Origin of the sequence: Rhizorhabdus antheiae, from assembly GCF_049889055.1 — a bacterium.
GTDB lineage: Bacteria > Pseudomonadota > Alphaproteobacteria > Sphingomonadales > Sphingomonadaceae > Rhizorhabdus.
In genome coordinates this window covers 226801-245802 of the sequence record NZ_JBLTWO010000006.1, presented here as the reverse complement: position 1 = coordinate 245802, position 19002 = coordinate 226801, and the positions used below count along the sequence as shown (strand labels likewise).

Below are 19002 nucleotides of genomic sequence, written 5' to 3'. Positions count from 1 at the left end.
GCAGCACGCGAACGGCGTCCCCCTCTGGCGCGGGTGGGGTCGACTGGCCTATGCGCCGGTCATGACTCCGTCGGCCCCCGCTCGCTTTCTCTTCTGGCCGCTGCTGCTGGCGATCGTCCTGCTCGCCTCATGGGCGCGCGGCTGGGGCATCTGGCTCGAGCCGATGTGGCTTGACGAGGCCTATAGCGCCTATGCCGCTGCGCAAGGCTGGGATTTCCTGTGGCATGTGGTTCCGCGCTACGAGACGCACCCGCCCTTCTACTATTCACTGTTGCGCGCCTGGACGCTGATCGCAGGGGATGGTCTCGTTGCGCACCGACTGCTCGGGCTGGTCTGCGGGATGCTCAGCCTGCCGCTGATCGGGCTGGCCGCCGCCCGCCTCGCGCGCATCGCGGGGGCCGATCGCCGTCTTGTAGTGCTTGCTACGTTGCTGCTCGTCGCGGTCTCGCCCGTAGTGGTCGAAATGACCCGCGAGATCCGTCCCTACCCCGCGATGATCCTGACCTACGCCGGGGCCTGTCTCGCGCTGCTGCACATCGCCGAACGGCGCGAGGCGGATCTGTCGCTCCTCAGCCGGGCCTATCTCGCCTATCTCGGCTGCACCGCGTTGATCCTGTGGCTGCACAATCTCGGTCCGCTTTATGCCGCAGCGCTTGGCCTCGCTCTGCTCTGTGTGATCCGGTTGCGCACGATGGCAAAGGCCGACTGGCTCTGGCTGGCAACCGGGGGACTTCTGGTGCTCGCTGTCTGGTTGCCGGCGCTGTTCATCCTGCTCGATCAGGCGCCCGAGTGGATCAAGGCTACCTGGCTGCATTTCTCCACGCGCGACCTGTGGCGCCGCGCGACGATGCTCTACACCGGGCCGCGCGATGACATGCGGGCAGCCGCTGCAATCCTCCTGCTCCTCGGCGGGGCGCTGCTCTGGCGCGCACCGCGCGGGCGTCCGCTGCTGGCTGCGCTGGCGGTGCTCGCCTTTCTGCCGCTGCTGCTGTCGCTGCTGATCTCGGCGACGATCACCCCGGTGTTCATCGTCCGGACGATGACCGCATTGGCGACGCCGGCGCTGCTCCTCATGGGGCTGGCCATGGGTTGGAGCCGGGACCGGTTCGGCTGGATGTTGCCCATCGCCGCGCTGCTGTGGCTCGCCATCGCCCAGTTCGGCATGGTTGCCGCGACGCGGGCGCATCCGCAGGGCGACTGGTATCGCGCGGTCGCCTGGCTGGAGCCGCGCTTCTCATCGGGCGATCAGCTGTTCGCCTATCCGAACGAGGGCGCCCTGCCCTTTGACCGCGCCGCGCGCGATCGGGGTCTGGCGATGCCCAGCCGGCCGATCCCGACCGCGATTCCGACGCTGAACCCACCTCCCGGCAGCTGGTATGTCAGCGGGTCGCGCGGCGTGCCGTCGCTTGACCGCGCCCATCTGCGTGGCATAGCGCAGGAGCCGGCGACGCGGGCGGTGCCGACGATCTGGCTGCTGCGGCTGGGACCCTGGGCCTATGACAAGGGCGACGTCTTCCTCGAGGAACTGTCGCGCGGCCGGGTCGAGGTCGGGCGCTATCGTGAGGGGCCGATCGATATCGTCGGCCTGCGCCGGGCCGATCTCGCACCCGAACGATAGAGGTCGAACGGAGCGACGGCGCCCGGAAGCGCCGCCACCTGAAGCTCAACGCCCGTCGCGACGGCCGAGCAGGCGCAGGCGCAGCGCGTTGAGCTTGATGAAGCCCGCCGCGTCGCGCTGGTCATAGGCGCCGGCGTCGTCCTCGAAGGTGACGACTTTTTCCGAATAGAGCGTGTTCGGCGACTTGCGGCCGACGACATAGACGCCGCCCTTGTACAGCTTGAGCCGGACCGTGCCGGTCACCTTCTCCTGGCTGTGGTCGATCGCGGCCTGCAGCATCTCGCGCTCGGGCGAGAACCAGAAGCCGTTGTAGATCAGCTCGGCATAGCGCGGCGCGAGCTCGTCCTTGAGGTGGGCGGCGCCGCGGTCGAGGGTGATCTGCTCGATACCGCGATGGGCGAGGTGATAGATGGTGCCGCCCGGCGTCTCGTACATGCCGCGCGACTTCATGCCGACGAAGCGGTTCTCGACGAGGTCGAGGCGGCCGATGCCATGCTTGCGGCCATAATCGTTGAGCGTCTCGAGCAGCGTCGCCGGGCTCATGCCGACGCCGTTGATCGCCACGCCGTCGCCGCGCTCGAAGTCGATCGTGATGAACTCGGGCGCGTCGGGCGCGTCCTCCGGGTTGACGGTGCGCGAATAGACATAGTCGGGCACCTCCTCCCACGGATCCTCGAGCACCTTACCCTCGGACGAGGTGTGGAGCATGTTGGCGTCGGTCGAGAAGGGCGATTCGCCGCGCTTGTCCTTCGGCACCGGGATCTGGTGCGCTTCGGCGAAGGCGATCAGCGCGGTGCGGCTGGTGAGGTCCCATTCGCGCCACGGCGCGATCACGCGGATGTCGGGAGCGAGACCATAATAGCCGAGCTCGAAGCGGACCTGGTCATTGCCCTTGCCGGTCGCGCCATGGCTGACCGCATCGGCGCCGACCTGGCGCGCAATCTCGATCTGGCGCTTGGCGATCAGCGGGCGGGCGATCGAGGTGCCGAGCAGATAGAGGCCTTCATACAAGGCGTTGGAGCGCATCATCGGGAAGACATAGTCCCGCACGAATTCCTCGCGCAGGTCGTCGATGAAGATGTGATGATCGGGCACGCCCATCAGCTTGGCCTTGGCGCGCGCCGGCTCCAGCTCTTCGCCCTGGCCGAGGTCGGCGGTGAAGGTGACGACCTCGCACTGGTAGGTCTGCTGCAACCATTTCAGGATGACGCTCGTGTCGAGCCCTCCCGAGAAGGCCAGAACCACCCGCTTCACGTCGCTCATCTCGATCTCCAAGCCGCATCAAAGGCGCGGCGCCCTTGCCATGCGGGGCGCTGCCATTCAAGCTGATAGCGTTTTTCCATGGCGGAGCAGTGTCGGGTGTCGTCTCTTCGGTGGCTTTTGTCGTTGGCGGTGGGGGGAATCACCGCGATGCTGACTGCGACGTCTGCTGCCCAGGCCCAGCAACTGCCGATGACCCGCGAGGGGCTGGATGCAGCGCTCGTTCAATATTTCGCAGGCGCGGATCGCAATGGCGACCGCCGCATCGACCGGCCCGAGGCCGCCGAAGCGCTCGGCTACGCCCGCACTTTCCTTACCACCAAGCTGGATCTGGAGCCCTTCGTAATGGACGTCGCTCCCGATGGCAGCGCGCGCCTCTCTGTCAACGGTAAGGGACCCCTGAGCACTGCTGGGATTATGGACATCGCCTACCGCATTGTCGATCGTGACGGCGATGGCACGCTGTCCATCCATGAGATCCAGGCTGCCGGCCGTGCGGCTTTCGACGCAGCCGACCGCGACCATGACGGCATCCTCGACGAACGAGAGCGCGCGGCCGCTGTGGAAAAGATGACGTTGTTTCGGAAGACATTGTCCGCAGTTCAGTGAGCAAGGCCCGCGGCGGTCAAACCTTACCAATTCTCCGGCACCTGCCAGCGCACATTCTGCCAATCCACAGCTTCCACCGGGTTTCCCACTGCATCCCGCGCCGGCTTGTATCGTCCGCGCAGCTGGAACAGCCGGCAGGCATAGGCATCGAGATCTGGCCTTTCGCTCGATACGGAGGCGGTGCAGTGTTTCACACGCCCGTCGGTCGAAACCAGAAGCATCAGCCGGGATGTCACTATCTCATCCCTTCGCATCGCGCCCTTAGGAAGATCATAGAGCGAGACCCAGTCCCCATAGCCTGCGGCAGGTTGTGGGCCAGCTGCCTTGCTGGAACCGGCATCGATCGCCGTTTCGCGCGCTTCCCAAGTCTTTGTGAACTCGAATATGCCATCGACGGGGCGCTTCTTGTCGTCAAGCGCCGGCCGAAACCGACCCTGCACCATAAAGACCGAGCATGTAAGGGTATCGAACACGGTTGATCCACTGGGAACGAGCGGTGCGCAGTCCGTCGCGCGCCCTTCTGCTGAGACTGTCACCTTAACATGAACGCGAATGCGTTCACCGCGCTTCAGCAACCCTGGTGGAACCTCCTGCCATTTCATCCAGGCACTTGGATTGTACGCCGTGGGCGGCAGGGCAAACGCGCCGGGGCTCAAGCATAGTGCGATCGGCAACCAAAATCGTTTCACCATACACCCCCTGAGAGCTGAAAAGCTTCCGGCATCCGTTAATTCGGTATATTTCAGCTTCGACACAAGAATTTCAGTCGCGAACTATGGCTGCAAGTTTCCTCCTTCAAAAGGCATCACAGGACGGACCGGCATCTCCCCCCTGTTCATGCCGCTCCGTCCACCCTTTTCCCGTCTTCGGACGTTTGGATCGCAGGAAGGATGCAGGACATGACCAGGACAAGATTGATCGGCGCGACGGCGCTCGTTTCCATGCTCGTGGCGGGAGTGGCGGTTGCCGCGCCCGGCCGGGACGGGCCGCCCCCGCCACCCAAGACCCGCGCAGAGGCGCAAACGCGTGTCACCGAGATGTTCAAGCGCCTCGACACCAATGGCGACGGCTTCGTCACCAAGGCCGAGATGGATGCTTCCCGGGCCAAGATGCGCGAGGCTTTCGCCGAGCGGCGCGACGAACGCCGGGGCGAGAAGTTCGCCAAGCTCGACAAGGACGGCAGTGGCAGCGTGTCGAAGGACGAGTTCCTCGCACCCCCGCCGCCTCCCCCGCCCGGTGAGGGCGACGGTCCGCGCGGCCGCCACAAGGGTATGAAGCGCCACCATGGCGGCATGATGATGGGCGGCGGCGGCTTCTGGTTCGACCGGGCCGACGCGAACAAGGACGGCAAGGTCAGCCTCGCCGAGGCGCAGTCGTCTGCGCTCGCCATGTTCGACAAGGTGGACAGCAACCGCGACGGCACGATCAGCCCGGACGAGCAGCGCGCGGCGCGGGATGCCATGCGCGCAGAGTGGAAGGCGAAGCGCGGCGAGCGCGGGCCGGATGCTCCGCCCCCGCCCCCGCGCGGCTAAATCTCACGGCCACGAATGAAAAGGGCCCGTGCTCCGGCGCGGGCCCTTTTTCGCGTCAGCGTGGCAGTCGCCTTTCGGTGTCGATCATATAGTCGCGCGTGATCGGCAGGGTCCGCCGGTTGCGGACATATTGAACCTGATAGTTGCACAGATTGCCGTGGTAGAAGGCGGCGCGGGCACCCGCGAGGTAAAAGGTCCACATGCGGTAGAAGCGCTCGTCGTACAGCGCGACGATCGCGTCGCGGGCAGCGACGGTGCGGTCATACCAGCGGTCGAGCGTCATGCCATAATGGAGCCGCAGCGTCTCGACGTCGGTCACGATCATCCGTGCGGGCTCGCTTGCGGCGACGATCTCGGACAGGGCCGGATTATAGCCGCCGGGGAAGATATATTTGAGGGTGAAGGCGTCGGTCTTGCCGGGTACGCCCAGCCGCCCGATCGTGTGGAGCAGCATCACCCCATCCTCGGTCAGCAGGTCGCGGCACTTGGCGAAGAAGGTCTCATATTGCGGCACGCCGACATGTTCGAACATGCCGACCGAGACGATCCGGTCGAACTTGCCCTCCAGCGCGCGATAATCGATCAGCTCGAACTTCACCCGGTCCGATACGCCGGCATCCGCCGCGCGCTGGCGTGCGACCTTCAGCTGTTCCTCCGACAGCGTGATGCCGAGCACGTCCACGTCGGCAGCACGGTTCAGATAGAGCGCCATGCCGCCCCATCCGCATCCGATGTCGAGCACCCGCTGGCCGGGGCTGAGGTGGAGCTTGGCGGCGATATGCGCCTTTTTGTCGGCCTGCGCCGTGTCGAGATCGACATCGGGACCGGTGAAATAGGCGCAGCTATATTGGCGATCGGCGTCGAGGAAGAGGTCGTAGAGCCGGTCGTTGAGGTCGTAATGATGCGCCACGTTCGACTTGGACCGCGTCGCCCAGTTCACGCTCTGGACCATCGCCCGCAGCCGGTCGCGTATGAGATGGCGGAAGGTGCCGCGCAGCGTGATGCGGCCCTCTTCCCAGCGGCCATTGGCGCGAACCAGGTCGACCAGGTCGCGAATGTCGCCCTGCTCGATCACGAGGCGGCCTTCCATGAAGGCTTCGGCTGCATGCAGATGCGGGTTGCGGGCGATGAAGGCGGGAACGCCCCGGTCGACGAATCGGATCGTGACCGGCTTGAGGGCGGGATCGGGCGTGCCGTAATGGCGGGCTTCACCGTCGGCGAGGATGATTGTCATCTCCCCACGTTTGAAGAGATGGCCGGCAAAACGATCGAACAGCGACATGGGCAGCCTCCAGCCACGCCATAAGAACGTCGCCGGGCGCCCGGCGCAAGAGGCGCGTCGGTTAAAATAGCGTAATAAAGCGGCGGAATATCCGGGGCTTGGCTGCGTAGCCAGCCCCTGCTGAAGCGATCAGCGCAGCTTGGCGATCGACAGTCCGTCGGCCTTGGCGCGGTCCTTGGTCGATTCCTCGGACCGCTTGAGCGCCTTGGCGATGGCCTTCAGTGCCATGCCCTTCTTCGCCAGCGTGTGCAGCTTCTGGACCTCGTCGGTGGTCCAGGGCTGGCGATGCCGTTCGAAGCGATCGCCCGACATCAGCCCAGCGCCGCCTGCTTCTCGGCGGCCATGCGGTCCAGTTCGGCGCGGCTCTTCTTTTCGGAGGCCGATTTGAGCTGCCCGCAGGCCGCCATGATGTCGCGGCCGCGCGGCGTGCGCACGGGGGCGGAAATTCCGGCCTTGAAGATGATGTCGGAGAAACGCGCGATCCGGTCCGGATCGGAGCAGGCATAGTCCGCGCCCGGCCAGGGGTTGAAGGGGATCAGGTTGACCTTGGCCGGCAGCTTATACTTGCGAATCAGCCGGACGAGTTCGTGCGCGTCCTCGTCGCGGTCATTCTTGTCCTTGAGCATCACATATTCGAAGGTGATGCGCCGGGCATTATTGGCGCCGGGATAGTCGGCACAGGCCTGCAGCAGTTCCTCGATGCCATATTTGCGGTTGAGCGGGACGATCTCGTCGCGCACGTCCTTGGTGATGGCGTGGAGCGATACCGCCAGATTGACGCCGATCTCCTCGCCGGCGCGCGCCATCATCGGCACCACGCCCGCAGTCGACAGGGTGATGCGCCGTTTCGACAGAGCGAGCCCGTCGCCGTCCATCACGAGCTTGAGGGCATCGCGGACATTGTCGAAATTGTAGAGCGGCTCGCCCATGCCCATCATGACGATGTTGGTGAGCATGCGCCCCTCGGGCTGCGACGGCCATTCGCCGAGCGCGTCGCGCGCCAGCATAACCTGCCCCACAATCTCGGCCGGGGTGAGGTTGCGGACCAGGCGCATCGTGCCGGTGTGGCAGAAGCGGCAGTTGAGCGTGCAGCCCACCTGACTCGACACGCACAGCGTGCCGCGGTCGGCGTCCGGGATGAACACCATCTCATAATCCTGGCCGTCGTCCGACCGGAGCAGCCATTTGCGCGTGCCGTCGGTCGAGACCTGCGCCTCGACCACTGCGGGGCGCGAGACGACGAAGCGCTGCTCAAGCCAGACCCGCATGTCCTTGGCGATGTCTGTCATCACCCCGAAATCGGTCGCGCCGCGATTGTAGATCCAGTGCCAGAGCTGTTTCGCGCGCAGCTTGGCCTGGCGGGGTTCGAGCTGGGCGGTCTCGAGCGCCATGCGCAGATCGTCGCGCGACAGCCCGAGCAGATCGATGCGACCGTCGCTGCGTGGCTTCAGATCGCGCGGAACGGGCACAGGATCGATGTGGCCGGGAATCGGCATGGCGACAGGCTGGGGGTGATTCATGCAGCGCATATAGGCGATTCGCCCACATTTTGCCACTGCGCCCGGTCCTGCGGTCCTGCGCGGCATAGGTTTAGGAACAATACTAATCGTTCGGCGGACCGCCGCCCTGCATTCTGAAGCTCAGGAAAGCGCATGGACCGAAACGACATCATCGCCTTTTTCAACCTGCGCCGCGCCGAGGAGGAGCGGTTGAAGGCCGCACGCGCCACGTCCTCGCGGGCGCGCGAAGCGCATCTGGAAATGGCCCGGATGTTCGAGGACCGTGCCCAGCAGGTGCTCGCCGCCGAACCGGCCGACGTCCGCCCCGCCTGATTTCACGCCCCGACCGACGCTCCGCCGCGCGCATTTTGCTTCCGCGCCGCCGTACAGCCTGTATAGCGGCGCGTCGGAGCCGAGCCCCACGGAGAGACGAAGTGACCAGATCCGCCGCCGAGGTTATGCACGACGTGATCGTCGCCGCCGTCATTGACGGCCTCGGTGCCTTGCGTACGGCGTCCAAGGGGGTACCGAACGCGCTGCTGCGCGATCTGGCGGCCATTCATCCGAACACCACCTTCAAGGACCTGCCGGCCGACCTGCAGGCCTCGATCCAGACCAGTGTCCGCTCGGCTTTCACCAAGCTCCAGTCGGAGGGCTATACGGTCCTCAATCCCAAGGTCGCTGGCGTGAGCCCGCGCCAGCCGCGCCCTCAAGGCACTGCCCCGTCGGGACGCGGGCCGGGTGGACCCGGACATTCCGCAGGTGCTCGCGACCAGCAACGGCGTCCGCGCCCGGACCGGGGGCCGTCAGGACGTCGCACGCCGCAGAAGTAATCGACTTGCCGGCACCGAATCGATGGCTCCTGGCGTTGAGCAATATGTACCATGGTGCATGTAGGAACACCCCCGGACCTGAGCGGTGATTCATGCTTTGCAAAGGATGCCTGACCTACAAGTCCTGCCGGGAAACACTTGGGTGGGGATTGTGATGCTGTGGTTTGAGAAGCATCTGCCTGTCAGGCGCAAATTGTCCGTGGCCTTTGCGAGCATCATCGCGATCCAGGCCGTTCCGTCTCTGATAGTAGCAACGTCGTTGGGGCGTCCGCTGTTTGGCCTGTCCTATGGCGGGGCCCTGCTGATCCTTGCGGTCACGGCCTTGGCGGCGGGACTTGCCGTGTCCTTCCGCAAGGCGACCGCCGATCCTTATGTGTCGACCGTCGAACGCATGGAGGCTTTGGCCGAAGGCGATCTCGATACGCCGGTCGATTATGTCGACTATCAGGATTGCGTCGGCCGCATGGCCCGCGCGATGCACAAGTTCAAGGAAGCGGCGCTGGCCCGCATCCGCGCCGAGGCCGAACTGCGCGCCTCGATGCAGCAGCAGGACGTCGTGGCCTCGCTCAGCGAAGGGCTTCGCAATCTCGCCGCCGGCAATTTCGGCCATCGCCTGTCGAACCCTTTCCCGACCGAATATGAGGCGGTGCGGATCAACTTCAACGAAGCTGGCGACGCGCTTCAGGCGGCGATCGGCGAGGTCAACGAAGCCGCACAGCGGATTCGCACCGGCTCTGCCGAGATCAGCCAGGCTTCCGATGACCTGGCACGCCGGACCGAGGGTCAGGCCAGCTCGATCGAAGCCACCGCGCTGACGATGGAGCAGCTGGCCACGGTCGTCCGCAGCTCCGCCAAAAGCGCGGCGGAGGCCGAGAAGGTCAGCGCCACCGCACGGGTCAGCGCCGAAAATGGCAGCGACGTCGTCCGCGACGCCGTCCGCGCCATGGGGGCAATCGAGAAGTCGAGCCAGGAGATCGCCCAGATCGTGACGGTCATCGACGGCATCGCCTTCCAGACCAATTTGCTGGCGCTGAACGCGGGCGTCGAGGCGGCGCGTGCGGGCGACTCGGGCAAGGGTTTTGCCGTGGTCGCCAACGAGGTTCGCGCCCTCGCGCAGCGTTCTGCGGACTCCGCGAGCGAGATCAAGTCGCTGATCGAAAAGAGCGCCCAGCAGGTGAAGCAGGGCGTGGAACTGGTCAGCCGTTCGGGCAAGGCGTTCGACACGATCCTGGAAGGTATCGGCACGACCTCATCGCTGGTCCGCGACATAGCCGGCTCGGCCACCGAGCAGGCCGAGGGGATCAGCAAGGCCAATGTGGCGGTTTCGGATATCGAGAAGGCGACCCAGCAGAACGCCGCGATGGTCGAGGAGGCCAGTGCCGCCGCCCGCAGCCTGTCGTCGGAAGCCGATACGCTCGGGCGGCTGGTGCAGCGCTTCGGCTTTGCCGAGCAGGCGGCGCCGATCGCGCAGCCGGCTCGGCGCGCAGCAGCCCCCGCGCCTCGCTTTCAGGGCAACGCCGCGTTGAAGACGATCCCGGAGGTCGACGGCTGGCAGGAATTCTGATCCGACCGATCGGACTAGGTTGACGACGGGCGGGGCTGCTCCATGCGGCTTCCGCCCGTCATCGATTCAGGCGACCGGACCTTGTCGCCGCTCGCCCCAGGCGATGCGCCCCAGGCTCAGCAACACCAGCCCGCACAGCGCCGCGACGCTATAGGCGTTGAGCCGGAAGAAATCGGCATATTGGGCGGCATCGAAGCGACCGAACGGCGTACCATAATGGTCATGGAGCAGCGCCGCTCCAGCTGCCGCAGCCCAGATGCCGATTGTCCAGCGCCGTTCCCGGCCGCGAAAGGCGAGCAGGCCGATCAACGCGCAGGCGATCAGGAACAGTTCGACCCCCGAGGCTACGCCGAACGCCTTGGCGCTGACGACGCCATTGCCGATTCCCGCCAGCGGCAACAGCGCCCGGCCCGCCGCGGCATGGCGCCGGGCGACCGCCGGCACGGCAAGGAAGAACGGGGTCGACAGGAAGGTCCAGACGGATACCCACCAGTCGCCACCGACAGCCCAGAGCAGATAGAGCGGATAGATTGGCTGGTTCGATGCCACCGCCAGGGCGATCCAGTTGCAGGATTCGGCGCGCGGATCGGGATGCGCCGCATAGCTGCGCAAACGGCCGAGCAGACCGGTTGGCCCGGCCGGCGGCACGTTCCCGGACTGGTCGTTCACCGCTCGCCGATCAGGTCGGGAAAGCCGTAGCTCTGCGCCACCAACATGGTGTGGGTGCCCGCCACGTGCGGCGCGACCTGCACCACCTCGCGGGTGTAGCGCAACAGGTTGTACGGGTTGCGATATTGCGCCGAGATCAGGATGTCGAAGGCGTTGGAGCCGTGGATGATGCTGGCGTTGACCAGCAGCAGCGGCAGCTTGCCGTCGTCGAGATTGTCGGAGATCCACCCGCGCGACCGGCGGACGATCTCGCGCACGATCGCCTCCTGGCTCGGCTCCTCGCCCTCGCGCCGAGCCTCCCAGGCCAGCCGCTCCTCGCGCAGCGAGCCAAGGTCGACCGACACGGCGATCATCCCCTGTTCGGGCAGTTGCACCTTGTCGGCATGGCCGCGCGGCCAGAGCAGCTCGCCCACCGTGCCGTCGCTGACCATGCGCGTCAGTGTCCGCGCGGCCGCCTGCCGTTCGTGATCGCTGAGCGCTTCGCCCTCGCTCCGGCCATGGACTGCGGCCAGCGCCGCGCTGTCGAGCAGGCCCTGCCGATCGTGCAGGCGTGGAAACTCCGCCGCGATCGCGCGCAGGATGCGCTCCGAAGCCGCCGCCGGGCGCTCTTTGCCTGATTCGCCATCGTTCTTCATGCGCCCCCCAGAGACATGCTATTTTGGAACCTGCCAATCGAAAAGGATGCGGAAGCCTCTTCTATTCCCAACTGTATGATGCAGGCAGTACAGCGAGCGCGTAAGACTGTCCATCACGACCATTCCCGGCGGGGAGGGGATCGTTCGATCACTGACCGGGTGCCGGGCTGTGCAGCGCAGTATCTTGGCGCACACAAGTGGATCACCGCGCCTCCTGACGTCTGGGTTGCTCCGATTTCAAACGTTTCACGCCGTCCACTGCGTCCGCGGCAACCGCTCCTGTCGCGAGAGCGACGGTCTTCTGAACGTCGTTAGTGCCATGCCAGAGTTTGCCGGCGACACCATAAGCGGGCAATGGCCCACGCCCGTGAAGCCGGTCGTGGATCTCCATCGGCACGACCTTCAAATTGATCGGATGATTGCGCCAGAGCCCTTCGGCGTTGCGCTGGGCGGCCTGGATCGGTCCCAGCTGCGTGAACCCTATCGTGTGATGGACCTCATATCGACCGTCAGGATGATAGCGGGTCGAGCCATCCGGAGCGAGCCTGGAGCGGACCTCTCTAAGGGGAGGCTGCAAGTTTGCGGCACGAGCCCCTCTCGGGCGAGCCAATCCTTCGACTTTTCGAATTCGCTGTTGTTGCGTAGCGGCTCTCGCCAGAAACTCACCCCTGCGAAACTTGTTGATCGCCTGTACCTGCCGCGCGACCCGCGCCATGGGGCCCATCGGCGTCATCTCCAGTGCCAGCATGGCAGCATTGAAGGCCGCTCCCCGATAATCGCCCTTTCTATAGTCCCGTTCCATTTCCCGAAGCGGACCGACGACGGGTATGAAGGGTTCGACGGCGCGTGCCATTTTCAGCCCTGCTTCGGCGTAATCTTCGAGGGTCCAATCGACTTGCTTGGGTACAGGGAAGACTGGATTCTTCGGTTTTGGGTGGTAATGCCATCGTGTCGCTCCGAAACTGAACGCCGACGGGCGCAGGCGACAACGGTGGCTGTCGACGCAGGCTGCCCTCGGCAGATCAAGGGGATGTTTCGAAGCAGGGGACCTGTCCGTCCAACCGGATGTCCCGCAACTGCTCCGTTAGGCAGTGCGTGACAGGCCATTCCCTACATAGAAAGAACAGACGCTGAAGGGCTGCTAACCGCGCGGCCGTATGCGTGCAGTCGCCGTTCAACTCCAGTCGATACGATCGGGATTGATGATCCATTGCAGCGCGATGGAGCGGCCCTCCGCGACATAAGCGACCAAAGCCTGCCCTTCATCGTCCTTATTCTGTGCCAGCATGCGATCGGCTGCGCGCATGAGCTCGGTTTGCCGCTCGGCGAGCGCCGCGATCTCCTCGGCCGGGCGAAGGGTCGATGCGCGAATCTCTTCTGCGGTCCGGTTCCCACCCGGCGGCATCATCGAGACGATCGCCGGAAGATCGGCTTCGATCTCGGTAGGCTGTTGCGACACCGGCAGGTCGTATAGGCCGAGCGCCCAGAGCAGCGCGGCCAGACGTTCGATTTCGATCGCCGAACCAAAGCGCTGCTCGTCCGGCAGATTGTCTACGGTGAGCAGGTCGAGTTCCGACGGGGTTATGTCCGCAAACTGCTCTTCGATGATCCAGTCGAGCAAGGGCGCGCGATCGGCCCCATGGACCGCCAGCACCACCGCCGACAGGACGAGCGCCCGCGTCGCAACCTCGGCCTGCGAGCGGACTGCGACAGGGCCGTCACCGCGCAGCAGGCGGCGGCCCTGCGCACGGACCAGCAGCGGAAACGCGGCGCTGGCGAGCGCCTCCATCGTCTCGGCCGACCGCGCGGCGAGCACGTCGTCATCGTTCGCCTCGAACAGGGAATCGGCAAAGGCAAGGATGCGGGCGCGCGTGTCATCGAAGGATCGGACGGGCCCGGGCGTGAGCATCACTTCGGCCGGCGCATCGTCGTCTTTCGCTCGGCCGAACTGCCACCATTTGCGCGGCGCCGGCGTCCTTTCGACGACCCCCGTCACGGTCCAGCTACGGCCAGCGGAATCGACTATCTCAAGGCCGAGATGACGACCACGCTCGGACAGCCAGCCGGTCTTGCCGCGGAGCAAACCGATCGCCTGAAATGGCATCGGATCGCCATCGACAGGAAAGCCCAGCACCGGAAAGCGGAGGTCCGCATCGATCAATCCTAGCGTCATAGTTGCCCTCCGAATCGGAACATAGGAAGAACGATAACGCCATCACGAGTTTATTCCAGATGGGAGAGGTGATTCCCCGACCTTCTTGTTGAAAATGGCTCGCGGCATGGGAAACGCTGCCGATCCGCAGTCAGTTATGCCGCCATGCATAAGCTCGGCATTTCTTCTATCCTGCCGGTTCTGCTGCTCGTCGGTTGCAACGATCGAGAGACCGCAGGCGTGAACAATGCCACGACGGCCCCCGCCATCGATAGCGGGCGGACGGAACCGCCACCTCCGTCCCACCATGCTGGTGCCGACATTTCCGAAGCGCGTTCGGGCCTGCCACCGGTCTCCCACCATCCACCTGACGATTCTCCCAAATCTGCTGCAGGGCAGGACGGAAGGCGCGGCCGGGTCATCATGGTACACCCTGCCCATCATCGTCAGTGGCCATGACCGCGATGGCCGGTCAATTCGCTATGAAGGTGGTGCCGTGCCCAGGCGGGTCAACACTGTTGATGGTGCCAGCGCCGCGCAGCGACGCTGGTATTTCGAGCGGCTGACGCTCGATCGGACGCACTGACGCTGCTCGCCCTGCGGGAGGCCGTATCGGGTCCCGTCCGAAGCGACTCATGCCCGATAGAGCGCGTCGAGCCGTTCCCCATAGATCGCCCGGATCGCGTGGCGGCGGTTCTTGAGCGATGGGGTCATCTGCTGGTTCGCGATCGAGAAGGGCTCGTCGGCGATGACGATGCGGCGGACCTTCTCGATCACCGACAGGTCGACATTGACCCGGTCGACCGCCGCCATCAGCGCGCGGTGCAGTTCGGGGTTGTCGCGCAGCTTGGCGAGCTCAGGCGACAGGCCGCGCTCGGCGGCCCAGCCGGCCAGCCATTCCTGGTCGGGGACGATCAGGCCGACGATATAGGGGCGGCGGTCGCCCGAGACCATCGCCTGGGCGATCTCGGGCTGGAGCGTCAGCATGCCTTCCAGCTTCTGCGGCGCGACATTGTCGCCCTTGTCGTTGACGATCAGATCCTTCTTGCGGTCGGTGATCTTGAGGCGGCCCTTCTCGTCGAGATGGCCGACATCGCCCGAATGCAGCCATCCGTCCTTCAACACGCGCTCGGTCTCGGCCTCGTTGCGCCAGTAGCCGGCCATCACCAGCTCGCCCCGGATCAATATCTCGCCATCCTCGGCAATCCTGACCTCGACGCCCTTCATCGGGGGGCCGACCGTGTCGAGCTTGATCCCGACCTTCGGCCGGTTGCAGGAGACCACCGGGCCGGATTCGGTCTGGCCATAGCCCTGAAGAAGGGTCAGCCCGAGCGAGGAGAAGAACTGCCCGACCTCGGGGTTGAGCGGCGCACCGCCCGACACCAGCGCCTTGATCCGGCCGCCGAACCGCTTCTGAACCTTCGGTTTCAGCAGAGCATCGATGGCGAGCTTATAGGGATAGTCGGTCAGGCGCAGCTTCTCGCGCGTGCCGAGTTCGAGCGCCTTGTCGAGCAGCTTCTTGCCGATCCCGCCCTGTTTCTCGACTGCCTTGATCAGGCGCGCGCGCAGCATCTCGAACAGGCGCGGGACCACGACCATGATTGTTGGCCGCACCTCCTCGATATTGGCGGCGAGCTTCTCCAGTCCCTCGGCATAATAGATCTGCCCACCCAGCCCGATCGGCAGAAACTGCCCACCCGAATGTTCATAGGCGTGGCTGAGCGGCAGGAAGGAGAGGAACACCTCATCGCCCCAGCCGAAATCGGTCTGGAGGATGTCCAGGCACCCTTCGACATTGCACAGGATCGCGCCGTGATGCTGACGCACCCCGCGAGGCGCCCCGCCGGTGCCGCTGGTGTAGATCAGGCACGCCAGATCCTCCCGCCGCATGTCGAGGGCCCGGGCGGCGGCGGCCTGCACATCGGCCGCTGGATCGCCCGCGAGCGTGGCGAAGTCGAGCGTGCGGACGGCGGTCTGCGGCATCGGCTCCATGCCGATCAGGAATTCGCAGGTCGATGAGCGCACGATCGCCGGCAGCAGCATCTGCGCCAGCTTCGCGGTCGACACGATCGCCGCGCGGGCGCCGCTATTCTCCAAGATATGGGTGTGATCGCGCTCGGTGTTAGTCGTGTAGGTCGGCACGGTGACGCAGCCGGCGGCCATGATCGCCAGGTCGGCGATGCAGAATTCGGGGCGGTTCTCGGAGACGAGGACGACACGGTCCCCGTCCTTCAGGCCCTGCGCGCGCAAAACGGCGGCGAGCGAGGCGACGCGCCGGGCGACCTCGCCCCAGCTCAGCGCCTGCCATTGGCCGCCTTCCTTGGCCCACAGGAAAGGCGCGTCGCCCTTCTCCGCCGCGCGCGTGAAGAACATGGTGACGAGGTTGGGAAAACGCTCGAAGCTACGCATCATCTCTCCTGCCCCCGCGGATCTGGCCGCTCTGAAGCGGGGTATAACGCCGAAATCGGCCTTTGCACCCGCTTCCTGCGGCTTATTGTGACAGGGCGACGCCCGGACTGCGGGGGTCGGCCGCGCCGGTCCAGCCGGTCTTGGTGCTTTGCAAGATGGTCAGTTTCGACGGTATGTCGCCGACGCTGACCGTCTCGCCCAGCTGGGTGAGGCCCGGCACCAGCGCCTCGAGCGGGCTGTTGCGTTCGACCACCAGCGCGGGACCCCGGAAGAAGATATTGGGCAGCGCGATCGCCTGGTCGGCGGGCAACCCCCAGTCGATCGCCCCGATCATGGCTTTCAGCGTGTGCATGATGATCGTGCGCCCGCCGGCCGAGCCGAGCGCGAGCCACGGCTTGCCGTCCTTGCCATAGACGATCGTCGGCGCCATCGACGACAGCGGCCGCTTGCCCGGCTGGACATGGTTCGGGACCAGACGGCCCTTGTCATAGGGATCTTCGTTGAAGTCGGTCAGCTCGTTGTTGAGGAAGAAGCCGCCTGCGACGAGCGAACTGCCGAACGGCCCCTCCACCGTCGAGGTCATCGAGACGATGTCGCCGCGATCGTCGACAGCGACGAAGTTGGTGGTGCCCTGCTCGGCGGGTGCTTTCGTCATCGCGAGCGGCTCGGCGCCGGGCGGCGTTCCGGGTGGATAGCTGCCCAGTGTCTTGTCGGGCGAGATCAGCTTCGACCGCTCGGCGAGATAGGCCGGGTCGAGCAGGCCGGCGACCGGCACCTTCACGAAATCGGAATCGCCGAGCCAGGCGTCGCGGTCGGCATAGGCCAACCGCATAGCTTCGCCGATCAGATGCCAGGCGACCGGCGAGTCTTTGCCGAGTTTGGCGAGGTCGAAGCGCTTGAGCATGCCGAGGATCATCAGGTCGGTGATCGCGCCCGACGACGGCAGGCCCATCCCGCAGATGCGGTGGCCGCGATAGCTGCCGCAGACCGGCGCGCGCAGCTTGGCGCGATAGGCCGAGAGGTCGCCGACCGTCAGTGTCGTCGGGTTGCGCTTCGACCGGCCGACCGCCTGGCTGATCTGGTTGGCGATCTCGCCCTTGTAGAAGGCGTCGGGACCCTTGGCGGCGATCGTCCGCAGCGTAGCGGCGAGCGCCGGATTGCGCACCGTCTCGCCGGTCGTGAGCGGGCGGCCATCCTTCCAGTAGATGGCGCGGGCCTCGGGGAAATCGGCCCAGAGTTTCTCGAACTGCTTGAGGCGATAGGCGAGGGTGCCCTGCACCGTGAAGGGGCCGGGTCTGTTGTCGGGCAGCAGCGTATAGCCCTGTTCGGCCAGGCGGATCGCCGGTTCGAACAGCTTGGCCCAGGGCAGCTTGCCCCAGCGTTTGTGGGTTTCCGCCATCAGCGCGATGTTGCCGGGGATGCCGACCGAATAGCCACCGGGCACCGCCTGCATATAGGGCAGCGGCTTGCCGTCGGCGCCGAGGAAGCGGTCATGGCCGGCCGAAGCGGGGGCGGTCTCGCGTCCGTCGACCGTTTCCAGCTTGCCGGTCTTGCCGTCATGGTGAAGCAGGAAGCCGCCGCCGCCGATGCCCGAGGACATCGGTTCGGTTACGGTCAGGGCAAGCATGATCGCCATGGCGGCGTCGGCAGCGCTGCCGCCTTTGCGCAAGATTTCCTGTCCGGCGGCGGCGGCGCGCGGTTCGGCGGCCACGACGGTGCCGGCTTCGGCGGTGACCGGCGCGACGAGAAGCGCGACGGCGGCGAGAGCGGTGAGGGCGCGGTGCAGCATGGCCCGAGCTTAGAGCCGGATCAGGCCCGGCGGAAGCGCTTTGCGCGCGGCTGCGGCGACGGTGCGATCAGCCCTGGCCGACGGCCTCGGCGACCGAAGCGAAGCCGTCGCGCTCGAGCAGTTGCGCCAGCCCCCGGTTTATCCGCCGCGCAAGGCCGGGCCCTTCATAGACGAGCGCCGAGTAGAGCTGGACGAGGCTCGCCCCCGCGCGGATGCGGGCATAGGCGTCCTCGGCCGAGGCGATCCCGCCGGCGGCGATCAGCGGCATCGTGCCGCCCGTCGCCCGGCGGAAGTCGGCGAGCCGGCGCGCGGCCAGTTCGCGCAGCGGGGCGCCCGACAGGCCGCCGGTCTCCTGCCCATGACGCGAGCGCAACGGCGGGCGTGAAATGGTGGTGTTCGACACGATCAGCCCGTCGAGCTCGAACTCGGCTGCGATCTCGGCGATGTCGTCGATGTCGGCGGGTTCGAGATCGGGGGCGACCTTCAGGAAGACCGGCGGGCCGCCGGCGGGGCGGGCTTCCATCACGGCAGCCAGCAATTCGGTCAGCGCGCCGCGATCCTGCAGCGCGCGCAGCCCTGGCGTGTTGGGCGAAGAGATGTTGACCGTCAGATAGCGTGCCACCCCGGCCATCACACGCACGCCATTGGCATAGTCGGCAATGCGGTCGGCGGCGTCCTTGTTCGCGCCGATGTTCACCCCGACGATACCGGGCCGGTGGTTGCGGCGCAGCAGCCGCTCGAATGCCGCTGCCTGGCCGCCATTGTTGAAGCCCATGCGGTTGATCACCGCCCGGTCCTCGACCAGGCGGAACAGCCGGGGGCTGGGGTTGCCCGCCTGCGGGAAGGGGGTGAGCGTGCCGACCTCGGCGAAGCCGAAGCCGAGCGACAGGATGGCGTCGGGGACCTGCGCGTCCTTGTCGAAGCCGGCGGCGAGGCCGACCGGATTGGGGAAGCGCAGTCCGGCGACCGTGCTGGCAAGGCGGAGATCGTCGACCGGCAGGGCGCCGTGCGGCTTCAGCCGCAGTGCCCGGATCGTCGCCCGGTGCGCGCGTTCGGCTTCGAGGGTGAACAGGAGCGGGCGGAGGGCGGCGTAGAGCGACATGGCGGCCGCTTAGCGCGCCCTGTCGCCGGCGTCATGCCCAACTTGCCGA

19 protein-coding genes are annotated in these 19002 nt (G+C 66.0%); 7 read left to right on the top strand and 12 right to left on the bottom strand.

The window, feature by feature from the left end; all coding sequences use genetic code 11:
• The first annotated feature begins 61 nt into the window (after window positions 1-61).
• On the top strand, window positions 62-1618 hold the full coding sequence (locus ACNI3R_RS13510; RefSeq protein ID WP_426184126.1) for a glycosyltransferase family 39 protein: 1557 nt from the start codon (window positions 62-64) through the stop codon (window positions 1616-1618).
• Window positions 1619-1663: 45 nt separating this feature from the next.
• Here ACNI3R_RS13510 and ACNI3R_RS13505 read toward each other — a convergent pair whose 3' ends face one another.
• Window positions 1664-2881, bottom strand: coding sequence for an argininosuccinate synthase (locus tag ACNI3R_RS13505; RefSeq protein WP_165325166.1), 1218 nt, complete (start codon window positions 2879-2881; stop codon window positions 1664-1666).
• Between the two features lie 147 nt (window positions 2882-3028).
• Between ACNI3R_RS13505 and ACNI3R_RS13500 the strand changes: the two genes are divergently transcribed.
• A complete protein-coding gene (locus tag ACNI3R_RS13500) occupies window positions 3029-3487 on the top strand; it encodes an EF-hand domain-containing protein (protein ID WP_426184124.1) in 459 nt (152 codons plus the stop codon).
• Between the two features lie 23 nt (window positions 3488-3510).
• Here the strand turns inward: ACNI3R_RS13500 and ACNI3R_RS13495 are convergent, their stop codons facing one another.
• On the bottom strand, window positions 3511-4242 hold the full coding sequence (locus ACNI3R_RS13495) for an energy transducer TonB (RefSeq protein WP_426184122.1): 732 nt from the start codon (window positions 4240-4242) through the stop codon (window positions 3511-3513).
• A 144-nt stretch (window positions 4243-4386) separates the two neighbouring features.
• Here ACNI3R_RS13495 and ACNI3R_RS13490 point away from each other — a divergent pair, with 144 nt between their 5' ends.
• Window positions 4387-5019 carry an EF-hand domain-containing protein gene (locus tag ACNI3R_RS13490; RefSeq protein ID WP_426184120.1) on the top strand — a complete coding sequence of 211 codons (633 nt, stop codon included), beginning with the start codon at window positions 4387-4389 and terminating at the stop codon, window positions 5017-5019.
• Window positions 5020-5074: 55 nt separating this feature from the next.
• Here ACNI3R_RS13490 and ACNI3R_RS13485 read toward each other — a convergent pair whose 3' ends face one another.
• The 3 genes from ACNI3R_RS13485 to rlmN form a co-directional block, all read right to left on the bottom strand.
• Window positions 5075-6301: a class I SAM-dependent methyltransferase gene (locus tag ACNI3R_RS13485; protein WP_426184118.1), complete on the bottom strand. Its 1227-nt coding sequence runs from the start codon at window positions 6299-6301 to the stop codon at window positions 5075-5077.
• Between the two features lie 129 nt (window positions 6302-6430).
• Entirely contained in the window at window positions 6431-6613 is a 183-nt protein-coding gene (locus tag ACNI3R_RS13480) for a hypothetical protein (protein WP_165323471.1), read from the bottom strand.
• Window positions 6613-7797 carry a dual-specificity RNA methyltransferase RlmN gene (gene rlmN / locus ACNI3R_RS13475; protein ID WP_426184116.1) on the bottom strand — a complete coding sequence of 395 codons (1185 nt, stop codon included), beginning with the start codon at window positions 7795-7797 and terminating at the stop codon, window positions 6613-6615. The genes ACNI3R_RS13480 and rlmN overlap by 1 nt, the downstream gene beginning before the upstream one ends.
• Window positions 7798-7953: 156 nt before the next feature.
• Between rlmN and ACNI3R_RS13470 the strand changes: the two genes are divergently transcribed.
• From ACNI3R_RS13470 to ACNI3R_RS13460, 3 genes are all read left to right on the top strand, one after another.
• Window positions 7954-8133: a hypothetical protein gene (locus ACNI3R_RS13470; protein WP_426184114.1), complete on the top strand. Its 180-nt coding sequence runs from the start codon at window positions 7954-7956 to the stop codon at window positions 8131-8133.
• Between the two features lie 101 nt (window positions 8134-8234).
• Window positions 8235-8633: a hypothetical protein gene (locus ACNI3R_RS13465; protein ID WP_426184112.1), complete on the top strand. Its 399-nt coding sequence runs from the start codon at window positions 8235-8237 to the stop codon at window positions 8631-8633.
• Window positions 8634-8787: 154 nt separating this feature from the next.
• The gene (locus tag ACNI3R_RS13460; RefSeq protein ID WP_426184110.1) at window positions 8788-10197 is read left to right on the top strand and encodes a methyl-accepting chemotaxis protein; all 1410 of its coding nucleotides are present in this window, start codon (window positions 8788-8790) and stop codon (window positions 10195-10197) included.
• A 66-nt stretch (window positions 10198-10263) separates the two neighbouring features.
• Here the strand turns inward: ACNI3R_RS13460 and ACNI3R_RS13455 are convergent, their stop codons facing one another.
• The 4 genes from ACNI3R_RS13455 to ACNI3R_RS13440 form a co-directional block, all read right to left on the bottom strand.
• Window positions 10264-10866 carry a hypothetical protein gene (locus ACNI3R_RS13455; RefSeq protein ID WP_426184108.1) on the bottom strand — a complete coding sequence of 201 codons (603 nt, stop codon included), beginning with the start codon at window positions 10864-10866 and terminating at the stop codon, window positions 10264-10266.
• A complete protein-coding gene (locus ACNI3R_RS13450; RefSeq protein WP_426184106.1) occupies window positions 10863-11501 on the bottom strand; it encodes a hypothetical protein in 639 nt (212 codons plus the stop codon). The genes ACNI3R_RS13455 and ACNI3R_RS13450 overlap by 4 nt, the downstream gene beginning before the upstream one ends.
• A 202-nt stretch (window positions 11502-11703) precedes the next feature.
• Window positions 11704-12354, bottom strand: a complete 651-nt coding sequence (locus ACNI3R_RS13445; RefSeq protein WP_426184104.1) for a hypothetical protein — start codon at window positions 12352-12354, stop codon at window positions 11704-11706.
• Window positions 12355-12675: 321 nt separating this feature from the next.
• Entirely contained in the window at window positions 12676-13674 is a 999-nt protein-coding gene (locus tag ACNI3R_RS13440; RefSeq protein ID WP_426184102.1) for a DUF4272 domain-containing protein, read from the bottom strand.
• Between the two features lie 226 nt (window positions 13675-13900).
• Here ACNI3R_RS13440 and ACNI3R_RS13435 point away from each other — a divergent pair, with 226 nt between their 5' ends.
• On the top strand, window positions 13901-14239 hold the full coding sequence (locus tag ACNI3R_RS13435; protein WP_426184100.1) for a hypothetical protein: 339 nt from the start codon (window positions 13901-13903) through the stop codon (window positions 14237-14239).
• A 47-nt stretch (window positions 14240-14286) separates the two neighbouring features.
• Here the strand turns inward: ACNI3R_RS13435 and ACNI3R_RS13430 are convergent, their stop codons facing one another.
• The 3 genes from ACNI3R_RS13430 to ACNI3R_RS13420 all read right to left on the bottom strand — a co-directional run bounded on the left by ACNI3R_RS13430 (window position 14287) and on the right by ACNI3R_RS13420 (window position 18953).
• Window positions 14287-16062, bottom strand: coding sequence for an AMP-dependent synthetase/ligase (locus ACNI3R_RS13430; protein ID WP_426184203.1), 1776 nt, complete (start codon window positions 16060-16062; stop codon window positions 14287-14289).
• 82 nt (window positions 16063-16144) lie between these two features.
• On the bottom strand, window positions 16145-17851 hold the full coding sequence (ggt, locus tag ACNI3R_RS13425) for a gamma-glutamyltransferase (RefSeq protein ID WP_426184098.1): 1707 nt from the start codon (window positions 17849-17851) through the stop codon (window positions 16145-16147).
• Window positions 17852-17918: 67 nt separating this feature from the next.
• Window positions 17919-18953: a quinone-dependent dihydroorotate dehydrogenase gene (locus ACNI3R_RS13420; RefSeq protein WP_426184096.1), complete on the bottom strand. Its 1035-nt coding sequence runs from the start codon at window positions 18951-18953 to the stop codon at window positions 17919-17921.
• Window positions 18954-19002: the final 49 nt, after the last annotated feature.